This window comes from Neisseria benedictiae, assembly GCF_958267435.1.
Taxonomy (GTDB): domain Bacteria; phylum Pseudomonadota; class Gammaproteobacteria; order Burkholderiales; family Neisseriaceae; genus Neisseria; species Neisseria bergeri.
Map to the genome: position 1 here is coordinate 82,067 of NZ_CATQFV010000032.1, position 25,771 is coordinate 107,837.

The 25,771-nt window shown below is 50.5% G+C and carries 27 protein-coding genes, 1 tRNA gene and 2 pseudogenes; 9 read left to right on the forward strand and 21 right to left on the reverse strand.

Going from position 1 to position 25,771, the window contains the following annotated elements:
- Window positions 1-2 precede the first annotated feature (2 nt).
- Window positions 3-182 (forward strand): zf-HC2 domain-containing protein, encoded by a 180-nt coding sequence (locus tag Q3O12_RS04095; RefSeq protein ID WP_301667597.1) that lies wholly within the window; start codon window positions 3-5, stop codon window positions 180-182.
- A 231-nt stretch (window positions 183-413) separates the two neighbouring features.
- Complete coding sequence (locus Q3O12_RS04100) at window positions 414-854, forward strand: surface-adhesin E family protein (protein ID WP_301669466.1); 441 nt, start codon at window positions 414-416, stop codon at window positions 852-854.
- 164 nt (window positions 855-1,018) lie between these two features.
- Here Q3O12_RS04100 and Q3O12_RS04105 read toward each other — a convergent pair.
- The 3 genes and pseudogenes from Q3O12_RS04105 to purD form a co-directional block, all read right to left on the reverse strand.
- A pseudogene (locus Q3O12_RS04105) lies at window positions 1,019-1,534 on the reverse strand (hypothetical protein).
- 14 nt (window positions 1,535-1,548) lie between these two features.
- Window positions 1,549-2,151 carry an L-threonylcarbamoyladenylate synthase gene (locus tag Q3O12_RS04110; protein ID WP_301669468.1) on the reverse strand — a complete coding sequence of 201 codons (603 nt, stop codon included), beginning with the start codon at window positions 2,149-2,151 and terminating at the stop codon, window positions 1,549-1,551.
- A 33-nt stretch (window positions 2,152-2,184) separates the two neighbouring features.
- Window positions 2,185-3,456, reverse strand: coding sequence for a phosphoribosylamine--glycine ligase (gene purD / locus Q3O12_RS04115; RefSeq protein ID WP_301669470.1), 1,272 nt, complete (start codon window positions 3,454-3,456; stop codon window positions 2,185-2,187).
- 157 nt (window positions 3,457-3,613) lie between these two features.
- On the opposite strand from purD, the gene Q3O12_RS04120 reads away from it, so the two are divergent.
- On the forward strand, window positions 3,614-3,931 hold the full coding sequence (locus Q3O12_RS04120; RefSeq protein WP_301667627.1) for a DUF4298 domain-containing protein: 318 nt from the start codon (window positions 3,614-3,616) through the stop codon (window positions 3,929-3,931).
- Window positions 3,932-3,983: 52 nt separating this feature from the next.
- Here the strand turns inward: Q3O12_RS04120 and Q3O12_RS04125 are convergent.
- The 6 genes and pseudogenes from Q3O12_RS04125 to Q3O12_RS10930 form a co-directional block, all read right to left on the reverse strand.
- A pseudogene (locus Q3O12_RS04125) lies at window positions 3,984-4,596 on the reverse strand (IMPACT family protein).
- A gap of 62 nt (window positions 4,597-4,658) precedes the next feature.
- Window positions 4,659-5,594: an electron transfer flavoprotein subunit alpha/FixB family protein gene (locus Q3O12_RS04130; RefSeq protein WP_301669472.1), complete on the reverse strand. Its 936-nt coding sequence runs from the start codon at window positions 5,592-5,594 to the stop codon at window positions 4,659-4,661.
- Between the two features lie 10 nt (window positions 5,595-5,604).
- Window positions 5,605-6,354: an electron transfer flavoprotein subunit beta/FixA family protein gene (locus Q3O12_RS04135; protein WP_301669474.1), complete on the reverse strand. Its 750-nt coding sequence runs from the start codon at window positions 6,352-6,354 to the stop codon at window positions 5,605-5,607.
- Window positions 6,355-6,545: 191 nt separating this feature from the next.
- Window positions 6,546-7,544 (reverse strand): lipopolysaccharide heptosyltransferase I, encoded by a 999-nt coding sequence (gene waaC / locus Q3O12_RS04140; RefSeq protein WP_301669476.1) that lies wholly within the window; start codon window positions 7,542-7,544, stop codon window positions 6,546-6,548.
- A gap of 36 nt (window positions 7,545-7,580) precedes the next feature.
- Complete coding sequence (locus Q3O12_RS04145) at window positions 7,581-8,216, reverse strand: nicotinamidase (protein WP_301669478.1); 636 nt, start codon at window positions 8,214-8,216, stop codon at window positions 7,581-7,583.
- 12 nt (window positions 8,217-8,228) lie between these two features.
- Entirely contained in the window at window positions 8,229-8,396 is a 168-nt protein-coding gene (locus Q3O12_RS10930; protein WP_432758151.1) for an Imm32 family immunity protein, read from the reverse strand.
- Between the two features lie 282 nt (window positions 8,397-8,678).
- Between Q3O12_RS10930 and tsaA the strand changes: the two genes are divergently transcribed.
- Window positions 8,679-9,359 carry a tRNA (N6-threonylcarbamoyladenosine(37)-N6)-methyltransferase TrmO gene (tsaA, locus tag Q3O12_RS04150; RefSeq protein ID WP_301669480.1) on the forward strand — a complete coding sequence of 227 codons (681 nt, stop codon included), beginning with the start codon at window positions 8,679-8,681 and terminating at the stop codon, window positions 9,357-9,359.
- A 152-nt stretch (window positions 9,360-9,511) separates the two neighbouring features.
- Here tsaA and gap read toward each other — a convergent pair whose 3' ends face one another.
- The gene (gene gap / locus Q3O12_RS04155) at window positions 9,512-10,516 is read right to left on the reverse strand and encodes a type I glyceraldehyde-3-phosphate dehydrogenase (protein ID WP_301669481.1); all 1,005 of its coding nucleotides are present in this window, start codon (window positions 10,514-10,516) and stop codon (window positions 9,512-9,514) included.
- 443 nt (window positions 10,517-10,959) lie between these two features.
- On the opposite strand from gap, the gene mutS reads away from it, so the two are divergent.
- Window positions 10,960-13,554 (forward strand): DNA mismatch repair protein MutS, encoded by a 2,595-nt coding sequence (gene mutS / locus Q3O12_RS04160; RefSeq protein WP_301669482.1) that lies wholly within the window; start codon window positions 10,960-10,962, stop codon window positions 13,552-13,554.
- Window positions 13,555-13,829: 275 nt separating this feature from the next.
- Here mutS and Q3O12_RS04165 read toward each other — a convergent pair whose 3' ends face one another.
- The 5 genes from Q3O12_RS04165 to arsC all read right to left on the reverse strand — a co-directional run bounded on the left by Q3O12_RS04165 (window position 13,830) and on the right by arsC (window position 17,333).
- Entirely contained in the window at window positions 13,830-14,321 is a 492-nt protein-coding gene (locus Q3O12_RS04165) for a GNAT family N-acetyltransferase (RefSeq protein WP_301669483.1), read from the reverse strand.
- A 3-nt stretch (window positions 14,322-14,324) separates the two neighbouring features.
- Window positions 14,325-14,720 (reverse strand): coiled-coil domain-containing protein, encoded by a 396-nt coding sequence (locus Q3O12_RS04170; protein WP_301669484.1) that lies wholly within the window; start codon window positions 14,718-14,720, stop codon window positions 14,325-14,327.
- A 20-nt stretch (window positions 14,721-14,740) separates the two neighbouring features.
- Window positions 14,741-16,135 carry a glutamate--tRNA ligase gene (gltX, locus tag Q3O12_RS04175; protein WP_301669485.1) on the reverse strand — a complete coding sequence of 465 codons (1,395 nt, stop codon included), beginning with the start codon at window positions 16,133-16,135 and terminating at the stop codon, window positions 14,741-14,743.
- 191 nt (window positions 16,136-16,326) lie between these two features.
- On the reverse strand, window positions 16,327-16,983 hold the full coding sequence (locus Q3O12_RS04180) for a YdcF family protein (protein ID WP_061695179.1): 657 nt from the start codon (window positions 16,981-16,983) through the stop codon (window positions 16,327-16,329).
- Window positions 16,980-17,333 (reverse strand): arsenate reductase (glutaredoxin), encoded by a 354-nt coding sequence (arsC, locus tag Q3O12_RS04185; RefSeq protein ID WP_002242104.1) that lies wholly within the window; start codon window positions 17,331-17,333, stop codon window positions 16,980-16,982. The genes Q3O12_RS04180 and arsC overlap by 4 nt, the downstream gene beginning before the upstream one ends.
- A gap of 123 nt (window positions 17,334-17,456) precedes the next feature.
- On the opposite strand from arsC, the gene Q3O12_RS04190 reads away from it, so the two are divergent.
- The 4 genes from Q3O12_RS04190 (at window position 17,457) to Q3O12_RS04205 (ending at window position 20,037) form a co-directional block, all read left to right on the forward strand.
- Window positions 17,457-17,939, forward strand: coding sequence for a TlpA disulfide reductase family protein (locus Q3O12_RS04190; RefSeq protein WP_002240892.1), 483 nt, complete (start codon window positions 17,457-17,459; stop codon window positions 17,937-17,939).
- Window positions 17,940-18,132: 193 nt separating this feature from the next.
- Window positions 18,133-18,783, forward strand: coding sequence for a cell division ATP-binding protein FtsE (gene ftsE / locus Q3O12_RS04195; RefSeq protein ID WP_301669488.1), 651 nt, complete (start codon window positions 18,133-18,135; stop codon window positions 18,781-18,783).
- On the forward strand, window positions 18,780-19,697 hold the full coding sequence (gene ftsX, locus Q3O12_RS04200) for a permease-like cell division protein FtsX (protein ID WP_301669489.1): 918 nt from the start codon (window positions 18,780-18,782) through the stop codon (window positions 19,695-19,697). Before ftsE ends, ftsX begins: the two co-directional genes overlap by 4 nt.
- Before the next feature lie 91 nt (window positions 19,698-19,788).
- Window positions 19,789-20,037 (forward strand): BolA family protein, encoded by a 249-nt coding sequence (locus Q3O12_RS04205; protein WP_002247180.1) that lies wholly within the window; start codon window positions 19,789-19,791, stop codon window positions 20,035-20,037.
- A 66-nt stretch (window positions 20,038-20,103) separates the two neighbouring features.
- On the opposite strand, the gene Q3O12_RS04210 is transcribed toward Q3O12_RS04205, so the two are convergent.
- The 6 genes from Q3O12_RS04210 to waaA all read right to left on the reverse strand — a co-directional run bounded on the left by Q3O12_RS04210 (window position 20,104) and on the right by waaA (window position 25,749).
- Complete coding sequence (locus Q3O12_RS04210) at window positions 20,104-21,282, reverse strand: phosphoglycerate kinase (RefSeq protein WP_301669493.1); 1,179 nt, start codon at window positions 21,280-21,282, stop codon at window positions 20,104-20,106.
- Between the two features lie 80 nt (window positions 21,283-21,362).
- Window positions 21,363-22,616: a UDP-N-acetylglucosamine 1-carboxyvinyltransferase gene (gene murA / locus Q3O12_RS04215; protein ID WP_301669494.1), complete on the reverse strand. Its 1,254-nt coding sequence runs from the start codon at window positions 22,614-22,616 to the stop codon at window positions 21,363-21,365.
- Between the two features lie 220 nt (window positions 22,617-22,836).
- Window positions 22,837-22,912: transfer RNA gene (locus Q3O12_RS04220), tRNA-Lys, on the reverse strand.
- Window positions 22,913-22,980: 68 nt separating this feature from the next.
- Complete coding sequence (locus Q3O12_RS04225) at window positions 22,981-23,955, reverse strand: TerC family protein (RefSeq protein WP_301669495.1); 975 nt, start codon at window positions 23,953-23,955, stop codon at window positions 22,981-22,983.
- 32 nt (window positions 23,956-23,987) lie between these two features.
- Complete coding sequence (locus tag Q3O12_RS04230; RefSeq protein ID WP_025458123.1) at window positions 23,988-24,437, reverse strand: CopD family copper resistance protein; 450 nt, start codon at window positions 24,435-24,437, stop codon at window positions 23,988-23,990.
- A 40-nt stretch (window positions 24,438-24,477) separates the two neighbouring features.
- Window positions 24,478-25,749: a lipid IV(A) 3-deoxy-D-manno-octulosonic acid transferase gene (gene waaA, locus Q3O12_RS04235; RefSeq protein ID WP_301669496.1), complete on the reverse strand. Its 1,272-nt coding sequence runs from the start codon at window positions 25,747-25,749 to the stop codon at window positions 24,478-24,480.
- Window positions 25,750-25,771: the final 22 nt, after the last annotated feature.

Consider the following 25,771-nt stretch of genomic DNA (forward strand, 5'->3'; position numbering starts at 1 on the left):
TTATGAAAAAATGCCGCGATATTGCCCTGCTTCTTTCCAAACATCAGGAACAGGAAACCACCCTGGGCGAGAAGATTTCTATATATATGCACCTGCTGTTCTGCCCGCATTGCCGGGAATATAAAAGACAGCTTCAAACCATCAAAATATCACTGGCAAAAACAACCCGAACTTCAAAATAAATGCCGTCTGAAAGGGCTTCAGACGGCATAAGCTGACGGAAACAAATCAAACCGATTTACTGTTATCGGCAGTTCATCCATAATACACGCTTCAAAAGCAGCATATTCCTCCATACGGAATGTATAAATACGCAAAACACGAAGGCTGCATCAATTTGCCATATTTGCCTTATTTCACAGACGGCACTACCCCTCCCGCCCAACCCGTTCTTTCTGAATGAGCGGATTTCAATGATTAAGGAAACCCTAATGCGCCCAATCTTCCTATCTTTCGTTTTACTCCCTATATTGCTAACCGCCTGCAGCACACCGGACAAGTCTGCCCGATGGGAAAATACCGGCACGATCTCAAACGGCAATATTCATACATATATCAATAAAGACAGCGTGAGAAAAAACGGAAATCTGATGATTTTCCAAGATAAAAAAGTTGTTACCAATCTAAAACAAGAACGTTTTGCCAACACCCCCGCATACAAGACTGCCATTGCAGAGTGGGAAATCCACTGCAACAACAAAACATACCGCTTAAGTTCGCTACAGTTGTTTGATACCAAAAACACAGAAATTTCCACACAAAGCTACTCAGCCTCTTCCCTCCGTCCAATGAACATCCTATCCGGAACATTAACCGAAAAACAATATGAAACCGTATGCGGAAAAAAACTCTGATTTCAACTTATACACAAACTTATCCATAAACCTTATCATAAAAATGCCGTCTAAAATACTGAAATATCAGCATTTCAGACGGCATTTTGCCATTCCCTGAAAAGTTACCCCGAAGTTATCCACATTATTTTTTTAAACCGGCTTCCATCCGAAATATAAACCTACTATACAATTTCATTATCCAAACGTAAATTGTTCCATTGATACACAAAACTGCTTGCCCCCATAATTTTGATAAAGCATTTCTTACATTCTCAGCTCCGCCCCTTAACCAACACAGCCTCTAAAAAATAATCGCTTGTTTTGACACCGATACACTCATACAGATACAGAAACTCAAGAAAATAACCTTGTGTATTGACCATCTCAAGCAATTCGGAAAGATCAAGAAATTTTCTGACCGTAAACAAACGTTTCCCTAAAAAAACAATGTCTTCAAAAATATCAACCAAATAATCGTCTTCGGCGTTTTCATTTTCATGGGTTAAAACAACACGGGAAAAATCTGTTTTCAGATGCTTTCCCGCTTGATTGTTTGGATTGTTGTCCAGAACGACAAAACCGTCCTCAAAATCAAAGCAGACGTTGCGTCCTTCTACCTTTATCTCTGTGCAATAACAATCATGTAGAGAAATACCATCCGAAAAATTTTTTCTTTGTGTATGCAAAAAAGTTTTCATTCAAGTACCCATATCTAACGCAAACGTTTACCTGTTTCCCCATCAATAATCTGACTCGGCGATTTCTGCCTGCCGATTCTCCCGCCGACAATCCACACATCGCGTCCGAACTGCCTTCTGACTTCCCTCTCCGTCCGACACGCGCGTTTGCCCGCCCGATTGCATGAAGTGGAAACCAAAGGCATACCCAATGCCTGACACAAACGTCTTGCTCCTGCATGATCGGGCACTCTGACCGCCAGCTTGCCGCGCCTCTTCCCGCGCAACTCAGGTAAGACACAGAATTTGGCAGATAATAAGAACGTTTTAGGAGCAGGCCATTCTTTTCTAAGCATATCCTGAAGATTTTCAGACGGCATTTGAAGAAAAGGCTGCAATTGTTCAAATTGATTCCCGATGACAATCATACCCTTGTGTTGCGGCCTTTTTTTCAAATGAGCCAACTTACCGAGTGCTTTGGCTAATGTCGGAAGACACCCCAAACCATAACAAGATTCGGTCGGATAAGCGACCAAACCGCCTTTTTTCAAATAAACGCTTAACTTACGTTGCGCTGATGCTGCGATAATTCTCGGAAATAACATAATATAAAATGCCGTCTGAAGCATATCAGTCATACTTGGCTTCAGACGGCATCATCCTCTTTCTAATTAACGGTTAATCGCTTTATCGGCAATGTCTTTACGGTATTGCATCCCGTCGAAGCTGATTTTTTCCAATGCGCCATATGCCTTGGCTTTCGCTTGCGCCACATCGTCGCCCAATCCTACAACACACAATACGCGGCCGCCGTTGGTCAATACGTCGCCTTTATCGTTTGCCATTGTGCCAGCATGGAAAACTTTGCCTACTTGGTTAGCAGCATCCAGACCGGAAATAACATCGCCTTTTTTAGGCGTTTCGGGATAATTTTGTGCCGCCAGCACCACGCCTACAGCAGTTTGCGGGTTCCATTCTGCGGCTACACTATCGAGTTTGCCGTCTATTGCTGCTTCGACCAAATCCGCCAAGTCGCTGTTCAGACGACTCATAATCGGCTGGGTTTCGGGATCGCCAAAACGGCAGTTAAACTCAATCGTATAAGGTGCGCCGCTTTGATCAATCATCAAACCTGCGTACAGGAAACCGGTAAACTCATGCCCTTCCGCTTTCATACCCGCCACGGTCGGCAAAATAATCTCGTTCATCGCGCGCTCGTACACGGCAGGCGTTACCACAGGCGCGGGACTGTACGCGCCCATACCGCCCGTATTCGGGCCTTTGTCGCCGTCTAAAAGACGCTTGTGGTCTTGGCTGGTCGCCATAGGCAATACATGATTGCCATCGACCATAACGATAAAGCTCGCTTCTTCGCCTTGCAGGAAATCTTCAATCACAACGCGTGCGCCTGCATTGCCCATTTTATTGCCCAACAACATATCATCAATTGCAGCATGCGCTTCATCCAAAGTCATTGCCACAATCACGCCTTTACCTGCCGCCAAACCATCGGCTTTGATGACGATGGGCGCACCTTTCTGATTGACGTAATCGTGTGCAGCATCGGTATTTTTAAAGGTTTGATATTGCGCGGTTGGAATGTTGTATTTCGCCATAAATGCTTTGGCAAAATCTTTAGAACTTTCCAACTGCGCCGCATATTGTGTCGGACCAAATATTTTCAGCCCTGCGGCACGAAAATCATCCACAATACCTGCCGCCAAAGGCGCTTCAGGGCCAACGACGGTAAAAGTAATATTTTCTTTACGACAAAATTCAATTAAATCCTGATGCGCAGTCAAGGCGATGTTTTGCAACTTGGGTTCAATCGCCGTACCGGCATTACCGGGCGCAACAAATACTGTTTCCACTTTGGGCGACTGCGCCAATTTCCAAGCCAGCGCGTGTTCGCGACCACCATTACCGATAACCAGCAGTTTCATGCCATCTCCTTGACAAATATGTACTTTTAACGAAAACTCAATACAAAGGGACTTTTGTCCCGTTTAAAGAAATTTTGGTGAAATTAAACAAAAAACCGTTTCATTCCACTCTGCAACCTATTCAACTTATTCACAAATTAAAAAAGGACAAGCAAACATACAAAAACGTATTGATGAAATCCAAAGCAAATACCGCGAATGGTGTTATTTACTACCGCAATTAGAAGAAAACATCCGCCGTTGGAAATATGCCGTCGCTTTAATTCGCGATATGGCTAATTTCTACACCCACGAATATCAGGCGTGTCATCAGGCTATTGAAGACGGGGCGGAACTGGATTTAAGTACGGAAGGCGAATACAGCATTATGAGTGAAGACGCGTTATGGAACGCGCTGGGCGAATTTCATCAATTAGCCTGGCTATATTTGCGCTCCAGCGTCGATGCCTTAGACAGATATACGCAAGAAGATTAATGAACGAAGAGGTCGTCTAAAATACCATCACAAAGCATTTCAGACGACCTTTTCATTCAAAAGGCTTTTCCGTATTTACTTCAATTTGCCGTGTATTCTTCCAAGCCAAAACACAGGCCTCATAATTTGCCAACGACAAATTTACCGTCAATCGGCAATCCAACTGTAAATCCTGCTCCAATATATCCACCTGATATTGTTTGGCAATGCGTATCGCTTCATTCAAAAACGGATATTCACATTTCAGCCAAACGGTTTTTTCAATATTCTTTTTAACCACTTCTGCAACTGCCAACGCTTGAGCCGTCGCCTCTTTGTACGCATGTATCAGACCTGGAACGCCTAATAAAGTACCGCCGAAATAGCGGACAACCACAACCAAAACATCGGTGATACCCACCGAATCAATCTGTCCCAAAATTGGTCGTCCAGCACTTCCTGATGGCTCTCCATCATCGTTGGCACGAAATTGCATACCATCTACACCCAAACGATAGGCATAGCACCAATGCCGCGCTTTATGATGTTCTTCCTTTAACGGATCGAGGTATTTTTTTCACATCAGACAATATCCGAATCGGATAGGCAAATGCAATAAAACGGCTGCCTTTATCTTTAAACTCAGCCTGCGTCGGGGAAGTAATGGTTTTATAAGTCGTAATCATGCTGAAATGTTTTCAGACGACCTCATTAATAACGAGGTCGTCTGAAAGTTTCACGTGAAACATTAATTTTTCAATACTTCTGTTAATTGTGGAACGATTTCAAATAAATCACCTACTAATCCATAATCGGCTACATTGAAAATCGGCGCATCAGCATCTTTATTGATTGCAACAATCACCTTACTGTCTTGCATACCGGCAACGTGTTGAATTGCACCTGAAATACCGATTGCAAAATAGAGTTGCGGCGCAACCACTTTACCGGTTTGTCCGACTTGAGCATCGTTTGGCGCATATTCAGCATCAACTGCCGCACGGGATGCACCGATTGCCGCACCTAAAACATCCGCCAACGGTGTCAGCACCTCATTGAATTTTTCTGCACTACCCAACGCACGACCACCGGAAATAATCACTTTTGCCTGAGTCAGTTCAGGACGATCGGAATGGGAAAGCTGACGGTTCACAAAACGACTCAGGTTTTGGGCAGGGGTTGTTTCAACATTAATTACCTCAGCATTGCCACCTTGCGCCGCCACTGCGTCAAAAGCCGTCGCACGGAAGGTTAGCACTAATTTTTCTGCATCGGCTTGCACGGTTTCAAATGCATTACCTGCATAAATCGGGCGCACAAAAGTCGTGTTATCTACAATCTCGGTTAAATCAGAAATTTGCGGTACGTCTAATAAGGCGGCTACGCGGGGCAGAAGGTTTTTACCGAATGTAGTCGCCGTTGCTACAACATAGCGGTAATCCACCGCCAATTTAACAACCAGCGGAGCCAACTCTTCAGCCAAACCTTCAGCATAATGAGTAGCATCTGCAACCAAAACTTTTTCCACTCCCGCTACTTGCTTCGCGAATTCCACGACGGACGATGCGCCGTTTCCGGCAACCAATAAATCGACTTTGCCCAGTTTGACGGCAGCGGTAACAGCATGCAAAGTGGCAGGATTCAACTGTTTGTTGTCGTGTTCAGCAATAATCAATACACTCATTTCAGTCTCCTCAAATCACTTTGACTTCGTTTTTCAATTTTTCAACCAATTCGGCAACGCTTGCTACTTTTACGCCTGCCTGACGCGCCTTAGGTTCAGCAAATTTCACCGTTTTCAGACGAGGTGAAATGTCGGCAACCAAATCGGCAGGAGCCAGTTTTTCCAAAGGTTTTTTCTTTGCCGCCATAATATTAGGGAGTTTGACAAAGCGAGGCTCATTCAAACGCAAATCTGCACTGATGACTGCAGGCAGTTTCAATGCAATCGTTTCTTCGCCGCCATCGATTTCGCGCACAATCTGTACTTCATCACCTTCAATTTGTACTTTTGAAGCAAACGTACCTTGCGCCGCATTCAACAAAGCTGCCAGCATTTGCGCCACTTGGTTAGCATCATCATCAATCGCTTGTTTGCCCAAAAAGAAAATTTGCGGATTTTCTTTGTCCGCAACGGCTTTCAGCAGCTTGGCAACAGCCAGAGGCTCCAATTTCGCATCGGTTTCAACATGAATTGCACGGTCGGCACCCATAGCCAAAGCGGTACGCAACGTTTCTTCGCATTTTTTCTCGCCCAAAGAAACCGCTACGATTTCGCTTACTTTTCCGGCTTCTTTTAGTCGGACGACTTCTTCCACAGCGATTTCGTCAAATGGGTTCATCGACATTTTGACATTACCGATATCCACATCCGAACCATCGGCTTTTACACGAACTTTGACGTTGTAGTCTACTACGCGCTTTACCGCGACCAGTGCTTTCATTAAATTCTCCCAAAAAGAACGTTGCTTTCCATCCGGCGAAACCAAACCTTCTTCTCTACAAAACCAAATCCGTTTTCCTTAAAACCGGATTTATTTAAAAATCTTCCGGATAATACTTGCCGATTATATCATTTAAAAGTATTTACTCAGGCCGGTAGATAGACATTTCCACACTCGATAAATTAGAAACATCATCCCGCCATTTCAGTTTCAGACGGCATCCAAACCTCATCAGCAGCCACACAATCCATCAAAGCTTGATAAACCAAATCTGCGGTCGGAATCTGCCCGATATTACCCAAATTTCTTGCAATAAGCGAAACCTGAACGCCTGTTTTAATCGGATCGGTATCGGTATAAATGCCGACTACAGGTTTTTCCAAGGCGTTTGCCAAATGCAGCAAACCGGTATCCACGCCAACAATTCCGACCGCGTGTTTCAGCAGATACGCTGCCTGCAATAAATTCATTTTGTCACACACAATAGCAAAAGGCAGTCCATCTGCAATCTGTTCGGCACGCGTTTTTTCAGCTTTACTTCCCCATGGCAGGTAAATATTGCATTGTTGCTCTTCATTCAGTTTTTGCAGCAACACCCGCCAGTTTTCCATAGGCCATAATTTACTGTCTCGGCTAGTCGCGTGCAAAGCTGCATAATACGGCTGCTCTAAATTTTTCAGACGACCCGCCTCAGGAACAGTCAAACCGAATACCTGCGTTTCAGGCATCACATACCCAAATACTTGGGCAAACAGCTCTCGGTTGCGCCAAACGGCATTTTTCCCCTTCGGTACAGCGTATGTTTTCTCATACGCAACCGCAGCCAATCTCTCACGCGCGCTATTTTTATCCAAACCATAAATAGGGGATTTCGCCATTTTGGCGAAACACGCGCTTTTAATCAGACCTTGACTATCCAATACAAAATCAAATGCTTCCTGCCGCAAAGCCTGTTTCAGACGACCTATTTCTCGCCAAGTTTCAACCCGAAAGAGATGTTTGCGCCATTGCCGCCATCTCATCACATGGATTTTTTTCACAAACAGATGCAGGCGCGCAATATCTGCAAATCCAGCTTCACACAGCCAATGAAGTTCCACATTAGGGCATTGTCGCGCCAAATCCTCGATTGCGGGCAAAGTGTGAATTAAATCGCCCATACTGGACAAGCGGACAAGCAAAATTTTCATATTTAAGAAGTATGTTTCACGTGAAACGATTTTAACTCATTGATTATTAATATATTTTTTAATTTCTTCGGCGTTTTTTAAGATAATTGCACCGGCAGAACGCATTTCCTGCCATGCCGTTTCAATGGTATCCGGCGCAATGCCCCGACAAGCCGCTTCATTGACGATAACCTGCCAATTACCACCTTTAAGCAACTGCAAAACCGTTATTTTTACACAATAATCCGTAGCCAACCCGCCGACAATGACCGTATCCGTATGTTGACAACGCAGCCACTCAATCAATCCAGTGCTCAGTTTTTCCTCAATATCGTGAAAACACGCGCCGTAAGGATGCAATTCGGGATCGACGCCTTTCCAAACACAATAATCGTATTCTTTGGCAGAAGGCAGACCGCCCAACAATTCATAGCCACGCGTACCGACCATTGCATGAGCCACCCAAGTCAAATCCGCATCAGGCAAACCTGTCGGCTTCAACATATCAACAGAGTTACCCACAAGCCATTTCGCTGCCGTATGATGCGCATCTTTCGTCATCACGCGCAAATCCGCCAAAGCGGCTTGGGCATTCAACTCTTCGACAATCAAATGCCCCTCGTTCACAGGTAGCTCGTCAGGACACAAAGGCGTAAAAGTTTTTTGTGCATCAACATCAATGGAAACAATCATCTCATTACTTCTTCACTTAAGATCGTCATTCTCTATTTTACGAATAACAAAACTCTTACCTTCTTTATTTAAGGAGTACAATTCATCTAGGTGGATATGATATGTCATATCCACCTCCTCCATTTTAGCTATACCTAAGATGCTCCTTGCTAGAAGCTGTAATCCGATTTTATTACCCAAAATTTCAATCTCACCTCCTATAGGTGAGATCTGAAAGGAAAGATAACAACCTGACTTGGGTGTAATATACGGGATTCCCTCTTCGTTATAGCGAACCGTTATGCTTCTTTTTTTTTATCAATACTCCAATGCCTTTTTTAAGAGCGTCTTGGACACGAGGATTCTGTGCTACTTTATTTCAACACGATTAAAATGCCCTGTATTATAACAAATTACTGCCCGAAAGCGGTAAAACCGGCTGTGATAAGATAAGGTTTTTCCAAAAAACTTATCCACAATCTTATGACTTATACCATTACCCCCATCGGCACCGCCCGATCGCCCTACAAACAGAAATTCGGCATCGCCCGCCAGCCCGGTTTAGTCTCCGCCGCAGAAGTATGCATCGAGCTGAATCCCGAATTTACCGCAGACAGCGTGCGCGGACTGGAACACTTCGATTATGTGTGGATAAGTTTTATTTTTCACGGCGTATTGGATGAAGGCTGGGCACAAATGGTGCGCCCGCCACGGCTCGGCGGCAAACAAAAAATGGGCGTATTCGCCACGCGCAGCCCCCATCGCCCCAACCATCTCGGACTATCGCTCTTAAAACTCGAACGTATCGAAACCGGCAAACCCGTCCGCCTTTATTGCAGCGGCGCAGACCTACTGGACGGCACACCGATTATCGACATTAAACCCTACATCCCCTTTGTCGAATCCAAACCCGATGCATCATCCGGCTTCGTCAGCGGCAAACCCGAAGAACTTGAAGTCGTATGGCTGGAAAACATCGGCGCGGAAAATTTATCTGAAAGCACCCAAAACCTAATCAGCCAAAGCATTGCCCAAGACCCACGCCCCGCCTATCAGAATATTCCCGAACGGATTTACGTCATGAATATTGAGAATTATGAAGTCAAGTTTCAAATCGAGGAAAACCGCGCAACCGTTATTGATCTTTCTCCAACCCCGCTTTAAATCGGGCAAAAATCCGGTTTTGCCGCATGGCAGTTGAACAAACGGCTGTTGTTTGTTCGCCATAAGCCGCAATATCAAGTTACAGACAAACAATGCCGTCTGAACGCAATGTGTTCAGACGGCATTTACTTATCCACAGGTTTGTTCAAGCCTTAGATTTTGCCTGCAAAGTATTCCAAAGTGCGGACGAGTTGGCAGGTGTAGGACATTTCGTTATCGTACCAGGCAACGGTTTTCACCAGTTGTTTGCCGCCCACGGTCATCACGCGGGTTTGGGTTGCGTCAAAGAGCGAGCCGTATTCGATGCCGACAACGTCGGAAGAAACAATTTGATCTTCGTTGTAGCCGTAAGATTCGCTGGCGGCGGCTTTCATCGCGGCGTTGATTTCTTCTTTGGTTACAGGGCGTTCGAGGACGGAAACCAATTCGGTCAGCGAGCCGGTGGCGACGGGGACGCGTTGGGCAGAGCCGTCGAGTTTGCCGTTCAATTCGGGGATAACCAGACCGATGGCTTTGGCGGCGCCGGTGCTGTTGGGCACGATGTTGAGCGCGGCGGCGCGGGCGCGGCGCAAATCGCCTTTGCGGTGCGGCGCGTCAAGGGTGTTTTGGTCGCCGGTGTAGGCGTGGATGGTGGTCATCAGGCCTTCGACTACGCCGAACTCTTTTTGCAGGATTGCCGCCATCGGGGCAAGGCAGTTGGTGGTGCAGGAAGCGGCGGAGATAACGGTTTCGCTGCCGTCCAAAATGTCTTGGTTTACGCCATATACGACGGTTTTCACATCATTGCCGCCAGGTGCGGAAATCACGACTTTGCGCGCGCCGGCACGGATGTGTGCTTCGGCTTTGGTTTTGCTGGTAAAGAAACCGGTACATTCAAGGACGACATCCACACCCAACTCGCCCCAAGGCAATTCTTCAGGATTTGGATTGGCGAAAACTTTGATTTCTTTGCCATTTACTACGATGGCATCGTCTTTTAATTCGGCAGTACCTTGGAAACGGCCTTGTGTGCTGTCGTATTTGAAAAGGTGCAGCAGCATTTCGGCAGGGGTCAGGTCGTTGACGGCGACGACTTCGATGCCGTGGGCTTTTTCAATTTGACGCAATGCGAGGCGGCCGATGCGGCCGAAACCGTTAATCGCTACTTTAATGCTCATGTTTATACTCCAAGCTATGAAACGAAATTTCAATGCCCGTATTGTATTCTGAAATAAAGTTACACTCCACTATTACACCCAACTACTTGACGCTTATTTGATATAGATGAATTTTGTTGTTTTCACAGATTTCCAAAACTTTTATTATCAATATTTGAATTTAAAATTTTAATGATGATTTTGATGATTGCCGACCTGCTTGTGTATAAGTAGCAAATATCCAATATTTTCATTAACTTTTTGTCAAATAAATTTGAGTTTAAGGCTTGCCGTATAAGACAGATAAGCGTGGATGTTTTTTGACTTAATAATATTCTTGTGGATAAGTTTGCTGTTTTCCTATTTGTCTCCACAACTTTATTGACAGGCTTACGGTCAGTCTCATTCCGTCGAAGACAAAACCTTTTGCTACAATACCGTTTTCCTAATGATAAGGCAGCCCCATGTCCAAACCCTCCGTTTCCCCGATGATGCAGCAGTATCTCGCCATCAAAGCGCAACATGCCGACAAACTGGTGTTTTACCGCATGGGCGATTTTTACGAGCTGTTTTTGGATGACGCAGTGGAAGCGGCAAAGCTGCTGGACATTACCCTGACCACGCGCGGGCAGATGGACGGCGTGCCGATTAAAATGGCGGGCGTGCCGTTTCACGCGGCGGAACAGTATCTGGTGCGGTTGGTGAAGATGGGCAAAAGCGTGGCAATTTGCGAACAGGTCGGCGAAGTCGGCGCGGGCAAAGGGCCGGTGGAACGCAAAGTTGTCCGCATCGTAACGCCCGGCACGCTGACCGATTCCGCATTGCTGGAAGACAAGGAAACCAACCGCATCGTTGCCGTGTCTCCCGACAAAAAATACATCGGTTTAGCGTGGGCATCGCTGCAAAGCGGCGAATTCAAAACCAAGCTGACAACTGTGGATAAATTGGACGACGAACTGGCGCGCCTGCAGGCGGCGGAAATTCTGCTGCCGGACAGTAAAAACGCGCTGCAACTTCAGACGGCATCGGGTGTTACACGCCTGAATGCGTGGCAGTTTGCCGCCGACGCGGGGGAAAAACTGCTGACGGAATATTTCGGCTGCCAGGATTTGCGCGGCTTCGGTTTGGACAGCAAAGAACACGCCGTTGCGATTGGCGCGGCGGGCGCGCTGTTGAACTATATCCGCCTGACGCAAAACCTGATGCCGCAACACTTGGACGGCCTGTCGCTCGAAACCGACAGCCAATATATCGGCATGGATGCCGCCACGCGCCGCAACCTCGAAATCACACAAAGCCTCTCCGGCAAAAAATCGCCGACCCTGTTTTCCATACTAGACGGCTGCGCCACCCATATGGGCAGCCGCCTGTTGGCATTGTGGCTGCACCACCCTTTACGCAACCGCGCTCACATCCGAGCGCGCCAAGAAGCCGTTGCCGCACTGGAAAGCCAATACGAACCCCTCCAATGCCGTCTGAAAAGCATTGCCGACATCGAACGCATCGCCGCCCGTATTGCCGTGGGCAACGCCCGCCCGCGCGACCTCGCCGCCCTGCGCGACAGCCTGTTTGCCCTGTCCGAAATCGAACTGTCCGCCGAGGGCAGCAGTCTCTTAGAAACCCTCAAAGCCGTTTTCCCGGAAAACCTATCCACAGCCGAACAGCTCCGACAAGCTATTTTGCCCGAACCTTCCGTCTGGCTGAAAGACGGCAATGTCATCAACCACGGTTTTCATCCCGAACTGGACGAATTGCGCCGCATTCAAAACCATGGCGACGAATTTTTGCTGGATTTGGAAGCCAAGGAACGCGAACGTACCGGTTTGTCCACACTCAAAGTCGAGTTCAACCGCGTTCACGGCTTTTACATTGAATTGTCCAAAACCCAAGCCGAACAAGCACCTGCCGACTACCAACGCCGGCAAACCCTCAAAAACGCCGAACGCTTCATCACGCCGGAACTGAAAGCCTTTGAAGACAAAGTGCTGACTGCCCAAGACCAAGCCCTCGCCTTAGAAAAACAACTCTTTGACGGCGTATTGAAAAACCTTCAGACGGCATTGCCCCAGCTTCAAAAAGCCGCCAAAGCCGCCGCCGCGCTGGACGTGTTGTCCACATTTTCAGCCTTGGCAAAAGAGCGGAACTTCGTCCGCCCCGAGTTTGCCGACTATCCGGTTATCCACATCGAAAACGGCCGCCATCCCGTGGTCGAACAGCAGGTACGCCACTTCACCGCCAACCACACCGACCTCGACCACAAACACCGCCTCATGCTGCTCACCGGCCCCAATATGGGCGGCAAATCCACCTACATGCGCCAAGTCGCGCTGATTGTTTTATTGGCACACACCGGCTGTTTCGTGCCTGCCGATGCCGCCACAATCGGGCCTGTCGATCAAATCTTCACCCGCATCGGCGCATCGGACGACCTCGCCTCCAACCGCTCCACCTTCATGGTCGAAATGAGCGAAACCGCCTACATCCTGCATCACGCCACCGAACAAAGCCTTGTTTTAATGGACGAAGTCGGACGTGGTACTTCCACTTTCGACGGTCTCGCCATCGCGCACGCCGTTGCCGAACACCTGCTGCAAAAAAACAAATCCTTCAGCCTGTTTGCCACCCACTATTTCGAGCTGACCTACCTGACCGAAGCCCACTCCGCCGCCGTCAATATGCACCTTTCCGCGCTCGAACAGGGACAGGACATCGTGTTCCTGCACCAAATCCAACCAGGGCCCGCCGGAAAAAGCTACGGCATCGCCGTCGCCAAACTCGCCGGCCTGCCTGTACGCGCATTGAAATCCGCCCAAAAGCATTTGAACGGACTGGAAAACCAAGCCGCCGCAAACCGGCCCCAACTGGATATTTTCAGTACCATGCCGTCTGAAAAAGGAGATGAACCGAATGTGGGCAGCTTTGTGGACAAAGCAGAGGAAAAACATTTTGAAGGTATATTGGCAGCAGCCCTGGAAAACCTCGATCCCGACAGCCTGACCCCGCGCGAAGCATTGTCAGAACTGTACCGTCTGAAAGATTTGTGCAAATCCGTATCTTAATTTCCGTTGGCGGAACAGCATCAAACCATATGGAAAAATCTGTGGATAAACTTTATAGTGGATTAACAAAAATCAGGACAAGGCGACGAAGCCGCAGACAGTACAAATAGTACGGAAGCGATTCACTTGGTGCTTCAGCACCTTAGAGAATCGTTCTCTTTGAGCTAAGGCAAGACAACGCCGTACCGGTTTTTGTTAATCCACTATATCTGACAGGAAGTTTCCAAACATAAAAATGCCGTCTGAACAGCTCAGACGGCATCTGTCCATTCGGCTTAAACCTTATCCACATCCAAACGCATAACCGTAACCCATTCCCCGTTATGGAAATGTCGCCCGACAACCGCCCAGCCGAATGATTCATAAAATATTTGCACATCAGGCGTATAAAGATACAAGAATTTTATCCCCAGCGAACGAGCCGCGCCTATGCAGTGGGCGACCAGCCTCCTGCCAATGCCTTTTCCGCGATATTCAGGTAAAACAAAGACATCGCCCAACCAATATTCATACTGTGGAAAACTTTCCATATCATGCCGCTTGACCGCAGCCGAACCCAACAGGATTCCGGAATCATCCACAGCCGCAAAAGCCAGCGGCAGTTCGTCATCCTTCAAACACCTGCCGTAATAGGCACGAATCTTATCCACAGAAGACCACGGTTCAAATCCGTGCCACTCCTCAAACAACGCCTGAACCAACCTGCCGATATGCCCGGCTTTCAGCCGTGTGATGGAAACAGTATTGTCCACAAAGAGAGAATTCATCGGTCAATTCCCCGACGCCTTTGTTCCCCCCGCACCGTAAACCGCATTCCAAGCATGGTCCAAACGCACTCCGATTTGCCTCAGCTCTTCAGCCTGCCGGGCTTTTTGCGCCATTGCAGCAGGAATTTCCGCTTCCAAACGGGTAATATCCGCCTGCGCCGTCTGCAACCGCCGGCGCGCATCTTCCAAATCCGACTGCATCCCGATGATTTTTCCGTCCAAATTGTTTTGTTTTTGCAGTAAGGCACGATAGCCGGATTGGATGCTGAGCAGATTGTCTTCCGCATCCCCCGCCCATACGCCTGTAGAAAAAACAAACATCAGAAAATACAATATTTTTTTCATGTTCAACTTCCGTTTAAATGCCGTCTGAAGCCGCATTCCGACATCAAACGGCATTGCCCGCACCTGTGGATAACTTAAGCGCGGATGCGTTTCAACACTTCCTCTTTGCCGATTAATGCCAACACGGCATCGACGCTCGGGGTTTTCGCCGTACCGCAGACGGCGAGGCGCAGGGGCATACCGAGTTTGCCCATTTTGATGCCTTCTTCGTCACAGAAGGGCTTGAACAAGTCGTGGATGGCTTCGGCGTTCCAGTCTTCCAGCCCTTCGAGGCGTTCGGCGAAGCGCAGCATACGGGCGGCGGCTTCGTCGTCCCAGTGTTTCTGCACATCCGCTTCGGCAGGCGTTTGTTTGACGTAGAAGTAGAGGCACTCGTCGGCGAGGGTGTTCAGGTCTTGGGCGCGGTCTTTGACCAATGCCAACACGTCTTCCAAAGCAGGCTTGCTTGTTTCATGGATATCGCGCAGGGCGAGGCGCGGTTTCACCATTTCGGCCAGTTTTTCGTTGGTGGTGATTTTGATGTGTTCGCCGTTGATCCAGTAGAGTTTTTTCAAGTCCATACGGCTTGGAGACGGGGAAACGTCTTTCAAATCAAACCATTCGATGAATTGTTCCATTGTGAAGAATTCATCGTCGCCGTGCGCCCAGCCCAAGCGTGCCAGATAGTTGAGCATCGCTTCGGGCAGGATGCCCATTGCGCCGAAATCGGTAATGGCAACGGTATCGCCGCTGCGTTTGGAGATTTTTTTGCCTTGTTCGTTAAGAATCATCGGCAGGTGGCCGTATTCGGGCAGGTTCGCGTCGATGGCTTTTAAGATGTTGATTTGTTTCGGCGTGTTGTTCACATGGTCGTCGCCGCGGATAACGTGGGTAACGCCCATGTCGTAGTCGTCTACGACAACGCAGAAGTTGTAGGTCGGCGTACCGTCGGCGCGGGCGATAATCAGGTCATCGAGTGCTTCGTTGGGGATGGAGATTTCGCCTTTGACCAAGTCTGTCCATTTGGTCACACCGTCCAAAGGCGTTTTGAAACGGACAACGGGTTGTACGTCGGACGGGATTTCGGGCAGGGTTTTACCTACTTCCGGACGCCAGCGGCGGTCGTAAGTCGCCGAGCCTTCTTTTTCGGCTTTCTCACGCATGGCTTCCAGCTCTTCTTTGCTGCAATAGCAGTAGTAGGCATGGCCTTTTTCTAAAAGTTCGGCAATGACCTCTTTGTAGCGGTCGAAACGGCGAGTTTGGTAAACGACGTTGTCGGCGTTGTCGTAATTGAGACCGACCCATTTCATGCCGTCGAGGATGATGTTGACGGATTCGGCGGTAGAACGCGCCAAGTCGGTGTCTTCAATACGTAATAGGAACTCGCCTTTATGATGGCGGGCAAACGCCCATGAAAACAAGGCGGTGCGCACGCCGCCGATATGCAGGTAGCCGGTGGGGCTGGGGGCGAAACGGGTTTTGACGGTCATGATGGCTCCGAAATCTTTGAAAGCGTTTATTTTACTGGTTTTACCGTGCTTGGGCATCAAAAATGCCGTCCGAACCCTGCCTGCGGATAAGTTTCAGACGGTATTTTCCTTGTTTTCAATGCTTCGGCACGCGGAACAGTGTATCACGCACCGCCGACCGGGTTCCTTTGGGATTGCGTCCGAAAAAAGGTTCAATGAAACAGCCAATTGAAAAAATCCCACCCCCATTTTTCCAAACGGTAGAGGGATAACGCATATCCCTCTTGCAGCATAAAGATTTTTTTCTTATTTCCCGCATCAAACCGAGTGGTCGGCGTGGCAGACATATAAACGCGGACACCCAAATCCTCCGCCATTTCCGCCGCCCGCGCCAAATGGTAGGGATCGCTGACAATCACCACACTGGCAATACCGTTGGCACGCAAAACCGGACGGATGTTGTTCAGGTTTTCATAAGTGTTGCGCGAAGTGTTTTCAAACAGGATGTTGCGCGCCGGAACCCCCTGTTTGAGCGCGTACCGCCGCCCGACCTCGGCTTCGGTCATATAGCCTTTTTTGGTCCGGCCTCCCGTAAACACGATTTTGCCTACCCTGCGGCTTTGGTAAAGCGCGATGGCGTGGTTGATGCGTTCCCGAAAAACAGGGGAAGGGCGTTTGTCCCATGCGGCGGCACCCAACACCAGCGCGGCATCCGCCCGGACATACGGCGGCAAAACCTGCCCGCCCGTCCGATAAACCGCCCAAACGGATGAGGCAAACACCAGCAAAAGCGGAAAAACACTCAAACAGAAACCGCCCAACAGGTAATAGCGCAAGCCGTTGCGGCTGCAAAACAGCCGTTTGTTCACAATACCGCTTCGATATTTTCCAAAGGCCTGCCTACAGCCGCCTTACCATTCGCCAAAACAATCGGACGCTCCAACAGGGCGGGATGATCGGCGATGGCACGCAGCAGCGCGTCATTGTCCAAATCGGGGTTGTCCAAACCCAATTCCTTGTACAAATCATCTTTCACGCGCATCATCCCGCGCGCCGATGCCAAACCCAATTTGTTGAAAATATCCTTCAATTCGGACAAGTCGGGCGGCGTATCCAAATATTTGACCACTTCGGCAGCAATGCCGCGTTCTTCCAATAGGGACAAGGCGGCACGCGATTTGCTGCAACGCGGATTGTGGAAAATTTTGATTTCAGACATGACATTTCCTTACTTCTCGACAATCCCCTTATTATCGGCTTACACAGGGTTTTACTCAATATCCCGCCTACAACCGTACCAAACGGTTTACAATACCCGAATCGACATACAAAGGACAAAACGATGAAATACTTGAATCTTGCCGCAATCACCCTTGCCGCCACATTTGCCGCACATACCGCCTCGGCAGACGAACTGGCCGGATGGAAAGACAACACCCCGCAAAGCCTGCAATCGCTCAAAGCCCCCGTACGCATCGTCAACCTTTGGGCAACCTGGTGCGGTCCGTGCCGAAAAGAGATGCCTGCCATGTCCAAATGGTACAAAGCGCAGAAAAAAGGCAGCGTCGATATGGTCGGCATCGCGCTCGACACATCCGACAATATCGGCAACTTCCTCAAACAAACTCCTGTTTCCTACCCGATTTGGCGTTACACCGGGGCGAACAGCCGAAACTTTATGAAAACCTACGGAAACACTGTCGGCGTACTGCCCTTTACCGTCGTCGAAGCCCCGAAATGCGGATACAGGCAGACCATTACCGGGGAGGCAAACGAAAAAAGCCTGACCGAAGCCGTCAAACTCGCCCATTCAAAATGCCGTTAAATGCCGGATGCCGTCTGAAGCCGCTTCAGACGGCATTTTTCTTCCCCCCCGCCTGCCGGTGCAAACTTATCCACTATCTAAAAACAGGCGGAATCTTTATAATCGGTACTGTCTTACCTATTGTTCAGACGGCATATCCCTGCGGACGCAACCGCCCGAAACGATATGCCGCCCATTCCTCACAGGACCTCCTATGATCCGTTTCGAACAAGTTTCCAAAACCTATCCCGGCGGTTTTGAAGCCCTGAAAAACGTCAGCTTCCAAATCAACAAAGGCGAAATGATATTTATCGCGGGACACTCCGGTTCGGGCAAATCCACCGTCCTCAAGCTGATTTCGGGCATCACCAAGCCGAGCAGGGGCAAAGTCCTGTTTAACGGGCAGGACCTCGGCACATTGTCCGACAACCAAATCGGCTTTATGCGCCAACATATCGGCATCGTGTTTCAAGACCACAAAATCCTCTACGACCGCAACGTCCTGCAAAACGTCATCCTCCCACTGCGGATTATCGGTTATCCGCCGCGCAAAGCCGAAGAACGCGCCCGCATCGCCATTGAAAAAGTCGGCTTGAAAGGGCGAGAATTGGACGATCCCGTAACCCTCTCGGGCGGTGAACAACAACGCCTGTGCATTGCCCGCGCCGTCGTTCATCAGCCCAGCCTGCTGATTGCCGACGAACCATCAGCCAACCTCGACCGCGCCTACGCGCTCGACATCATGGAATTGTTCAAAACCTTCCACGAAGCAGGAACCACCGTCATCGTTGCCGCCCATGACGAAACCCTCATGGCGGACTACGGACACCGCATCCTGCGCCTCTCGAAAGGACGACTCGCATGAGCATCATCCACTACCTCTCGCTGCACGTCGAATCCGCACGCACCGCACTCAAACAACTCATGCGCCAACCTGTCGGCACAATACTGACCCTCCTGATGCTCGCCGTCGCCATGACGCTGCCGCTGTTTATGTATTTGGGCATCCAAAGCGGACAAAGCGTGTTGGGCAAACTCAACGAGTCGCCGCAAATCACCGTCTATATGGAAACCGCTGCCACACAAAGCGACAGCGAGACCGTGCGCAGCCTGCTGACTCGCGACAAACGGCTCGACAACATCCGCTTTATCAGCAAAGAAGACGGTCTGGAAGAATTACAGTCCAATCTCGACCAAAATCTGATTTCCATGCTTGACGGCAACCCCCTGCCGGATGTCTTTATCGTTACCCCCGACCCGGCAACCACTCCCGACCAAATGCAGGCAATCTACCGAGACATTACCAAACTGCCTATGGTCGAATCCGCCAACATGGATACGGAATGGGTACAGACACTGTACCAAATCAACGAATTCATCCGTAAAATTTTATGGTTTCTTTCACTGACGCTGGGGATGGCGTTCGTCCTTGTCGCACACAACACCATCCGCCTGCAAATCCTCAGCCGCAAAGAAGAAATCGAAATCACCAAGCTGCTCGGTGCGCCCGCATCGTTTATCCGCCGCCCTTTCCTTTACCAAGCCATGTGGCAGAGCATCTTCTCCGCCGCCGTCAGCTTGGGACTGTGCGGCTGGTTGCTTTCCGCCGTGCGTCCGTTGGTCGATGCCATCTTCAAACCCTACGGTCTCAATATCGGCTGGCGTTTCTTCCATTTCAGCGAAGTTTCGCTGGTGTTCGGCTTCGTCATCGCGTTGGGCGTATTCGGCGCGTGGCTTGCCACCACCCAGCACCTGCTCGGCTTCAAGGCCAAAAAATAAAACACCGTCAAAAATGCCGTCTGAAGCCGTTTCAGACGGCATTTCGATTTGCCAGTATAATGGCGCATTTTCCCAATAAGGACTCCCCACTATGCTGACACCCGAACAAGTCAAAGCCCTGATTGCAGGCGTGGCAAAATGCGAACACATCGAAGTAGAAGGCGACGGACACCATTTTTTCGCCGTCATCGTTTCATCAGAATTTGAAGGCAAGGCACGCCTTGCACGCCACCGCCTGATTAAAGACGGGCTTAAAGCCCAACTGGAAAGTAACGAACTGCACGCACTTTCCATTTCGGTAGCCGCCACACCGGCGGAATGGGCAGCCAAAGCACAATAAACGCCACACAAAAATGCCGTCTGAAACAGCACAACGTTTCAGACGGCATTTTTTATCTCAAACCGCTTACGCGCCGCGTTTTTCCAAAGCGGCTACGGCGGGCAACTCTTTGCCTTCCAAGAACTCCAAGAACGCGCCGCCTCCGGTAGAAATATAGCCGATTTGACCGGTAACGCCGAATTTGGCAATCGCCGCCAGCGTGTCGCCGCCGCCCGCAATCGAGAACGCTTTACTTTGGGCAATGGCTTCGGCAAGGGCTTTCGTGCCGCCTGCGAATTGGTCAAACTCGAACACGCCGACCGGGCCGTTCCACACCACCGTGCCTGCGGCTTTGAGCAACTCAGCAAGCGCGGCGGCGGATTTCGGGCCGATGTCCAGAATCATGTCGTCTTCGGCAACGTCGGCAATGTCTTTCACGACCGCTTCGGCATCGGCGGCAAAGGCTTTGGCAACGACGACATCGGTCGGCAGCGGTACGGAGCCGCCTTTGGCCGCCATTTTCGCCATAATTTTTTTGGATTCTTCCACCAAATCGTGTTCCGCCAAAGATTTACCGATGGCTTTGCCTTCCGCCAACAGGAAGGTGTTGGCGATGCCGCCGCCGACGATGAGTTGGTCGACTTTGTCCGCCAGCGATTCGAGAATGGTCAGCTTGGTGGACACTTTGCTGCCGGCAACAATCGCCACCATCGGGAGCGCGGGCTGTTTCAGGGCTTTGCCCAAAGCGTCGAGTTCGCCCGCCATCAATACGCCGGCGCAGGCAACGGGCGCGGCTTGGGCAACGGCTTCGGTCGAAGCTTGGGCGCGGTGCGCGGTGCCGAACGCGTCGTTGACGAACACGTCGCACAAGGCGGCATAGGCTTTGCCCAGTTCCAAATCGTTTTTCTTCTCGCCCTTGTTGATGCGCACGTTTTGCAGCATAACGACATCGCCCGCGTTCAGGGCGGGTTTGTTTTCACGCCAGTCGTTCAATACTTTCACGTCTTTGCCCAACAGGCTGCCCAAGTGCGCGGCAACGGGCGCGACGTCGTCTTCGGGGTGGAACTCGCCTTCGGTCGGTCGGCCCAAGTGGGTCATCACGATAACGGACGCGCCGTTGTCCAGGCAGTATTTGACGGACGCGAGCGAGGCGCGGATACGGGTGTCGTCGCTGATTTTGCCGTCTTTGAACGGCACGTTCATATCGGCGCGGATGAGGACGGTTTTGCCCTGCACGTTTTGTTCGGTCAGTTTTAAAAATGCCATAATCAGTCCTTTTCAATCAGTGTTTGCGATACAGAAACAATTGATGCCGTCTGAAGCCTTCAGACGGCATCGCAACCCGATCAGCCGGATACGCGCTCGATTTTCGCGCCGACGCTGCCGAGTTTTTTTTCAATATTTTCATAACCGCGATCCAAGTGGTAAATCTGTTCGACCACGGTTTCGCCGCGCGCCGCCAAACCGGCGATAACGAGGCTTGCGGACGCGCGCAAATCCGTCGCCTTGACGACCGCGCCGGAAAGCTGTCCCACACCCTGCACAAATGCCGTATTGCCCTCGGTTGTAATGTTCGCCCCCATCCGGTTCAACTCGGGGACGTGCATAAAGCGGTTTTCAAAAATCGTTTCCACCACACGGCAGCTTCCCTCCGCCACGGCATTCAATGCCATAAACTGCGCCTGCATATCCGTGGGGAAGCCGGGGTGGACGACCGTGCGGATGTCCACCGCCTTCGGACGCTGCCGCATATCGATGGTGATCCAATCGTCGCCCGCTTCAATCACCGCACCTGCCTCGACCAGTTTGTCCAACACCACTTCCATCGTTTTCGGGGCGGCATTCCGCAAAACCACCCTGCCGCCGGTTATCGCCACCGCGCACAGGAACGTCCCCGCTTCAATCCGGTCGGGGACGACGCTGTGTTCGCAGCCGTGCAGCTCGTCCACACCTTCCACAATCATTGTGGACGTACCGATGCCGCTGATTTTCGCGCCCATTTTGACCAGGCATTCCGCCAAATCGACCACTTCAGGCTCAATGGCGCAGTTTTCCAAAACCGTCGTACCTTCCGCCAGCGTCGCCGCCATCAGCAGGTTTTCCGTGCCGCCGACGGTAACGACATCCATCGCCACGCGCGTACCTTTGAGTTTGCCTTTGGCTTTGACGTAACCGTGTTCGATGACGATTTCCGCCCCCATCGCTTCCAAGCCTTTCAAATGCTGATCGACGGGGCGCGAACCGATGGCGCAACCGCCCGGCAGGCTGACTTGCGCCTCGCCGAAACGCGCCAGCGTCGGGCCAAGCACCAAAATCGAAGCGCGCATCGTCCGAACCAACTCGTAAGGGGCGCAGGTGTTGTTTACCGTACCGCCGTTGATTTCAAATTCACTGATATTGTCGGTCAGGACGCGCGCGCCCATGCCCTGAAGCAGCTTTTGTGTGGTTTTCACATCTGCCAGCATAGGGACGTTTTTCAGGCGCAACGTACCCGATGTCAGCAAACCCGCGCACATCAGCGGCAATGCCGCGTTTTTCGCGCCCGAGACCGTTATTTCCCCGTTGAGCGGGCCGTTTGCGGAGATTTTCAGTTTGTCCACGTTTGTTCTTTCCTGGTGGGTACTTGTAATATTTCAATACTCGGGACAACGCATAAAGCATCACCCGATGAAGGTTGCAGAGGCGGAATTATAAGGGATTTTCGGGAAAAATACGGAAGCCGCACCAAAGAATTTGACGAAATGCCGCGCTTTCCGAACAAGGATTGTCGGAAGACAAAAAAAGCCGAGTTTTGAAAACTCGGCTTTTTTTTGTTTTATCTGGTGGGTCGTGAGCGATTCGAACGCTCGACCAACGGATTAAAAGTCCGCTGCTCTACCGACTGAGCTAACGACCCGATAAGCCCGAAATTCTATACATCAAGCCTGATGCAGTCAACCATTTTATCGGCGTTCAGACGACATTTTATTTATCAGGCTGTTTTTTCGTATAAATTAACGAGGTCAGTATCGATGCACCCAACGCGCCGAACACAACCGACAGCGAAATGGAAATCGGGATGTGCACCCAATGCATCATCAGCATTTTCAGACCGATGAAACTCAAAACAAATGCTAATCCATATTTCAGGAATACAAAACGTTCCGCGATATCTGCCAGAAGGAAATACATCGCCCTCAAACCCAGAATCGCGAAAATATTGGAAGTCAGCACGATAAACGGATCGGTGGTAACGGCAAAGACGGCGGGAATGCTGTCCACGGCAAACACGACATCGCTCAATTCAATCATGACCAGCACCAAAAACAGCGGCGTGGCGATTTTTTTGCCGTTTTCGACGGTAAAAAATTTCTCGCCGTGAAACTCCGTGCCGACCGGAACGACTTTCTTGACGGCATTCAGCAGCCTGCTGTTTGCCAAATCCTCTTCCTCATCGCCTTCGGGCTTCATCATGTGTATGCCGGTATAGAGCAGGAACGCGCCGAACAGATACAGAATCCACTCGAACTGCCGAACCAGTGCCGCGCCGACGAAAATCATGACGGTGCGCAATACCAATGCGCCCAATACGCCGTACAGCAGCACGCGGTGCTGAAACTGCGGTGCGACTTTGAAGTAGCCGAATATCATCAGGAACACGAAAATATTGTCGACTGCCAACGATTTTTCCAAAATGTAGCCGGTAAAGAATTCCAATACTTTTTCTTTTGCGACTGCCGCGCCGTAGCCGGGATTGCCGGCGAGTTCGAAATACAGCCAGCCCGCGAACAGGCAGGATACGGCAACCCACAAGCCGCTCCATGCCAAGGCTTCTTTGACACCGACTTTATGGCTGCCGTTTTTCTTCAGCGAAAACATATCCAAGGCAATCATGACCAGCACTGCCGCAAAAAAAACGCCGTAAAACAACGGCGACCCGATACCGGGATATTCTGTCATGGTTCAATCTCCTGATTTGAAATGTAGTTGTGTTACCAGCTGATATAAAACATCGCTTTTGCCAAAAAGACAATCAGCAGCATATGGGTAAAGACGACGGCGTGTATGTATTTCGACCAGCCGACCGTCAGTGTGGAACGCGCCATTTTGACGACGGCGATGGCGAAATGCGCCAACACGCTGAACGCCAACAGGATTTTCAGCGTCAGCATCGTGCCGAAGGAAGTGGCAAACGGTTCGCCCAATATAGGAAGGTAGCGGTTTGCCGCCATCACGATGCCGCTGGCGAACAGCAGTCCGACCACAAACGGCATCACCCTGACGGCGCGGTAAGACATTGCCTTTTCCACTTCGCGCCGCGCCTCGCGCGACACCCGTCCCGTGTGCAGGACGGACAAAACCAGCACTTCAAAAAACACGCCGCCGACAAAGGCAATGGCGCAATACAGATGGACGATGTGCGCGACGGCATAAATACTCATACGATGCTCCAACCGGAAAACTCGGATACGGATTGTATCACTATCGCCCCCGATGTCCGCATACCGCTTCCCGTACCGCGTCGGCGATTCTCGCGCCCGCTCCGCGATGTTGTGCGATAAAGCCGTCCACGCGCGCCTGCATCCGCATTCCGCCCCCCTCGTCCGATAAGGTTTTTTCAACGGCTTCCCTCCACGCATCCGCCGATTCGACTTGAACCGCCGCACCCGATGCCAAGGCGTGCCGGCAGGCTTCGGAAAAATTGTAGGTCGAAAAGCCGAATATCGTCGGAACGCCGCAGGAAAGCGGTTCGATGATGTTCTGACAGCCCGAATCGACCAGACTGCCGCCGACAAAAGCGACATCGGCGCACAGGTAATACGCATACAGCTCGCCCATACTGTCGCCTATCCACACCTGCGTATCGGGTTCGACCGGCAAACCGTCGCTGCGCCGCTGAACCTTAAACCCGAAGCGTTTTGCCGTTTCAAATGCCGTCTGAAAATGCTCGGGATGGCGCGGCACGACGACCAGCAGGGCATCGCCGCGATATTGTTGCCACGCCGCCAGCAGTTTCTCCGCCTCGTCTTCGCCCCGATAAACGCGCGTGCTGCCGCACACGGCAACCGGCCGGCCTCCGATGCGTTTTTTAAACTGCCCCGCCAGCGTTTTCATCTGTTCAGACGGCATCAGGTCGTATTTGGTATTGCCGCACACCTGCACGGATGCCGCGCCCAATTTCGCCAACCGCGCCGCATCCGCCTCCGTCTGCGCCAGACAACCCGTCAGCGAAGCGGCGGCAGGACGGATCAGGCGGCGGACTTTCAGATAACCGTTCAGCGATTTTTCCGACAGCCGCGCATTCGCCAAAAACAGCGGCACACCCGCGCGCCGGCATTCCCTCATCAGGTTGGGCCAGATTTCGGTTTCCATCAAAATGCCGAACATCGGGCGGTGTTCGCGCAAAAACTGCCGTACCCACGTTTTTTTGTCATACGGAAGATAGCGGCATTGCGCATCGGGAAACAGAACTTGCGCGGTTTCCCGCCCCGTCGGGGTCATCTGCGTCATCAGCAGCGGCGCATCGGGAAAACGCCGCCGCAACTCGCGTATCAAGGACTGGGCGGCACGCGTTTCTCCGACCGAAACGGCGTGTATCCAAACCGCGCCGGTAATGGGATTCGGATACGGCTTGCCGAAACGCTCGTCCCGATGCGCCCGATATGCCGGGGCACTTCCGGAGCGTTTGTCCAAATAACGCCGTATCCATATCGGCGCAAGCAGCCACAATACATCATAAAGCCATTGGAACATCTTTCTATTTCCTGCAAAACAA